Annotated in this window: 1 protein-coding gene; it reads right to left on the bottom strand. The window is 55.4% G+C overall.

From position 1 onward, the window contains the following. The coding region (locus tag QEH52_RS20090; RefSeq protein WP_308952751.1) for a hypothetical protein at positions 1-275 on the bottom strand (275 nt) is incomplete at its 3' end. Between the last annotated feature and the right edge of the window lie 297 nt (positions 276-572).

Below are 572 nucleotides of genomic sequence, written 5' to 3'. Positions count from 1 at the left end.
CGGCGATACGCCGCTTCGAGGTTCGTGCTACTGAAGATTGCCTCCAGTAGCTCGGGCTGCAACCGGCTGTATTGCCCTGGCTCCCCTTGCCCGCGCGCCGGTCGGCGTTTATGGGTGGGTTCCAGAGGCAAGTCCGGTTGCCATACGTATTTCAGGCCTTCACCGCTTCGTGAGTCCGTCCTGCCTTCAGCAAGCTCATCTCCGCGGCTAATATGCCTTCTGCTGACTCCTCCATCGGTGATCACTCCACCATCACTGGCGGCGCTGCTCGCCATCTCATGAGCAGATTGAAGCTCTGACGAGCCACTGTTGGAGGCCTCCCCGGATAAGTTGATACCCTTTCCCGACACAACTGCGTCATTTACGCTTCTGGTCTGACCTGATGGGCTTCGCAATCCTGGGCTCACTCGCCCGCCGTTCGCGCCTCCTATGACGTTTTTGTGCATCAGCTCGTCGGTTTGATCCACACTGCTTTCACACGTAACCTCGCGATTACGCACTTGTGCTTCTCTAGTGATTGATTTGTTATTCAGGTCTTTCACAATGGACTTTCACCATATAAGGTTATCAAC

This window comes from Thalassobacterium maritimum (assembly GCF_031127805.1).
GTDB classification, from domain to species: Bacteria; Verrucomicrobiota; Verrucomicrobiia; order Opitutales; family Coraliomargaritaceae; genus Thalassobacterium; species Thalassobacterium maritimum.
Note: the sequence above shows the minus strand (reverse complement) of the source record. Positions and strands in the feature narration are given on the sequence as shown.